This is a genomic window from Pseudoalteromonas sp. P1-7a, from assembly GCF_001401855.1.
Taxonomy (GTDB): Bacteria; Pseudomonadota; Gammaproteobacteria; order Enterobacterales; family Alteromonadaceae; genus Pseudoalteromonas.
Map to the genome: position 1 here is coordinate 1 of NZ_LKDU01000064.1, position 4,005 is coordinate 4,005.

Genomic DNA, 4,005 nt, shown 5'->3' on the forward strand with positions numbered 1-4,005 from the left:
GAGTGGTGGAATTGGTAGACACAAGGGATTTAAAATCCCTCGACTAACAAGTCGTGCCGGTTCAAGTCCGGCCTCGGGCACCACTTTTACTAAAGTCCTTTTAGTAAATTAAATAACCCACTATTTAAAATAAATCCTCAGTTTTATAATCAAACAATCATTTTATTTATGTTTTTGCTTATCTTTAAAAGTTAATAGCAATTGGCTTAATTAAATGAATGATTTGAAACAAGACAATCGTGCTTAAAGCAGAGCGTACGTATTGTTGTACCTTAGCGTTAGTTGATTAAACCTACATTACTTTTCCTATATCCCTTTGCAGCGGTCGAAAAACTACTTTTAACACTGTTTATTAAAGGGATTTTGCATAAATGCACGACTAATAGTGCATTTTAAAGTGTATTGCCAAAGCTAAATAGCTTGATGATTAAATACGTTCGTAAATGTATTAGCTGAAGTGTAGGTAAGGGCAGAAATAAAGTGAGAGCGCAAAGCGACACGAAGCCGCTTTGCTAAAGTATATAATGCTATAACTTTGTTTGTGCCTTATAGATAGGGTATTCGCTCATTAAGCCTTGAATAAGCGCTACGCACATTAAAATGAGCACAATTGAGAAAGGTAACGCTGTAGTTACGACTCCCGATTGCAAAGCTTGTAAGGCTTGAGAGCCTCCTACCCACAGTAATACGGCGGCTATAGCCCCTTCAATCGATGCCCAAAATATACGTTGTGGTACCGGCGCATCAATTTTCCCGCCAGCAGTTATACCATCTATCACAAGTGAGCCAGAGTCAGAAGAGGTTATAAAAAACACTAAAACAAGCACAATTGAAATAACACTAATAAAGCTACTTAGCGGAAGTTGCTCATAAACCTGAAATAGCGTTACTGAGATATCAGTTAACCCGTTTTGTCCAAGCGGGCCTATTTTATCAATAATTTGTGAAATGGCTAAATTACCAAATACGCCCATCCAAACTAAACTTAATAGTGTTGGCAAGCCAATGACGACCAATAAAAACTCTCGCACGGTGCGGCCCTTAGATACTCGGGCAATAAACATTCCGACAAATGGCGACCACGATATCCACCATGCCCAGTAAAATACTGTCCAGGCATGCATCCAGTCTTCATCTTCCCGGCCAAACGGATTACTAAGCGGGAGCATGTGTTCTACATATGCACCAAAGGTAAACCATATAGCCGTAATTGAATCACTAAAAGTAAGGGATATGATGGCTACAAGTAAAATAAATGCACATATAAGGTTTATGTTACTAAGTACTTTCACCCCCCCCTCAATACCTTTAATAACAGACACAATAGCAATACAGGTAACGAGCGCTATAACCGTAATTTGAAAAGCGGTACCGTAGTCTGTGCCCATTAAATAATTAATACCACTTGTTGCTTGCTGCGCCCCTAAACCAAGAGACGTTGCTAAACCAAAAAGCGTAGAGAGTACAGCAAGAATGTCGATAACATGACCCAGCCAACCCCAAGCACGATCGCCAAATAAAGGGTAAAACACGGATCGTATAGATAATGGAAGGCCTTTATTGTAGGCAAAAAATGCTAAACTAAGTGCAACAATGGCGTAAATTGCCCAGCCATGTAAACCCCAGTGATACATGGTGGCACCCATGGCTAAAGAGTGAGCTTCTGGGGTGTTTGGCTGTGCATTCATTGGCATTAAGTACCAATCAGTAAAATAAGCTGCGGGCTCTGCAACACCCCAAAACAGTAAACCTATCCCCATTCCTGCTGCAAATAGCATTGCCAACCATGAAAGATAACCATGTTCAGGTTTTGCATCAACACCTCCTAAGCGAATTTTGCCAAGAGGGGAGAGCGCAAGTGCAAAGCAAAATAATACGAAACCATTAGCAATCAACATGAAGTAACTATCAAATTTATTGATAATGGCATCTTTAGTTGAGGTAAGTGCTTCCCTGACGACTTCAGGGTCAAGCAATAAGGTAAGGGCAACAAATAGTATGACTAAAAATGCGCTTATTCCAAACACGGGATTATGAACATCAAACCCCCATTTTTGTACGTTATCTTGACCTACTTGATAATCGGTAGTGTCAATACTGTATTTGTTCAATTGGTCATCCATCATGACTCCTTTATATTATAGATAACAAACTTAAATTTTATTGTACGTAAGTAAATTAAAAAGCGCCTATTACTGATATTTAATTATGGTATATATCTTTGAAATACATTAATAAAATTTTATATAGTTTGTAAGGCAAAAAAAAGCGAGCATATGCTCGCTTAATAATTTTTCAATTTAGTGTTACTTCCACGCGTTAGGATCAACCTCTTTGGCAAGCTTAGGGTGCTTGGCTTTGTTAAACGTAGGTAGTACACCTTGCTTATTTTGTGCGTTGTAATCTTTTGATAACCATACAACAACACCAGAGAGCATAAACAGTGCAACCACGTTTACAATAGCCATTAGGCCCATAGAGATATCAGCAAGTGTCCAAATAATCCCTAGTTCACCAATGGCGCCAAACATAACCATACCTAATACCAATAACCTAAATATAAACATTCCTTTATTAGAGTTATGTTCTAAAAACATTAGGTTTGTTTCGGCATATGAGTAATTCGCTACAATAGAGGTAAATGCAAAAAACAAAATGGCAATGGCAATAAAGTAAGTGCCCCAATCACCTACGTGCTCTTGCAGTGCAGCTTGTGTTAACTCTATTCCTAATACACCCGATTCAGGCACAAGTTGATTAGACAGTAAGATTAATGAGGCTGTGGCTGTACAGATCACAATAGTATCTATAAATACACCTAGCATTTGCACATACCCTTGCGAGGCTGGGTGCGGAGGGTAAGGGGTTGCCGTTGCTGCAGCATTAGCTGCGCTACCCATACCTGCTTCGTTTGAAAACAAACCGCGCTTAATACCTTGGATCATAGCTTGTGTTACACCATAGCCAATGGCACCGGCGCCTGCTTGCTCTAAACCAAATGCACTTTTTACTATAAGTACAATAACATCAGGCAAAGCAGTGAAGTTTACTGCACATACATATATAGCAACTAGCAAATAGGCAAGCGCCATAAATGGAACAACCATTTCGGCAAAACGTGATATTGTTTTTAATCCACCAAAAATAATGATGCCAGAGCCAATCACAAGTGCTATGCCTACTATATACTTAGGTACATCAAACGCTACTTCAAATGCGGCAGCAATAGAGTTTGACTGTACAGCATTAAATACCAGGCCAAAGGCTAAAATTAAGCACAGTGAAAACAGGACACCCATCCAGCGTTTGCCTAAACCGCGCTCCATATAATAAGCAGGGCCGCCTCTAAAGTTGCCATCAGCGTCTTTAGTTTTATAAGCTTGTGCTAGTGTACTCTCAGCAAAACTAGTTGCCATACCTATTAAAGCAATCAGCCACATCCAAAATATAGCGCCAGGGCCACCTAAATAAAGTGCCACGGCAACACCGGCCATATTACCTGTTCCAACACGCGCGGCTAAAGAAGTACAAAAAGCTTGAAAAGAAGAAATCTCATCACCACCACATTTACGTGAGCCAAACATAACTTTAAACATATGGGGGAATTGTAAAAATTGAATAAAGCCCAACCGAATGGTAAAAAAGACACCTGCTGCTATTAATAAGTAGACGAGAACTTGGCCCCAAAGTAAGGCACTTATACTATTTATTATATCTGTCATGAATACTACCTAAGTACATGAGTTGAAAAAGTGCTGGCAACTTACCATAACGAATCAAAAGAGTTTAGTTTTAAAAGCAAAAAAGCAGTCTTATCCACAAGCTTTTGTGGGTAACATGTGCTTTTAATGTGGGCTTCTTATGGGTATAAATTAAATGCAATTTTATTAAATAAAACGCTTGCGTAAAAATCCGTTCTCCCTATAATGCGACCCCACTGAGACGGCAGAGCAGGCAACGCTTAGCGAGGCAAGCAAGCTACTTAGTGAGTCGAGTAAAACTTCG

Annotated in this window: 2 protein-coding genes; both read right to left on the bottom strand. The window is 39.5% G+C overall.

All coding sequences use genetic code 11. The features are described 5' to 3' along the window. Positions 1-527: 527 nt before the first annotated feature. Entirely contained in the window at positions 528-2,123 is a 1,596-nt protein-coding gene (locus AN389_RS19350; RefSeq protein ID WP_055016957.1) for a BCCT family transporter, read from the bottom strand. Positions 2,124-2,306: 183 nt separating this feature from the next. Continuing rightward, on the bottom strand, positions 2,307-3,722 hold the full coding sequence (locus AN389_RS19355; protein WP_055016956.1) for a sodium:alanine symporter family protein: 1,416 nt from the start codon (positions 3,720-3,722) through the stop codon (positions 2,307-2,309). Positions 3,723-4,005: the final 283 nt, after the last annotated feature.

Coding starts and splice junctions, on each gene's coding strand:
- AN389_RS19350 (WP_055016957.1), bottom strand. CDS start 2,123: ATGGATGACCAATTGAACAAATACAGTATTGACACTACCGATTATCAA.
- AN389_RS19355 (WP_055016956.1), bottom strand. CDS start 3,722: ATGACAGATATAATAAATAGTATAAGTGCCTTACTTTGGGGCCAAGTT.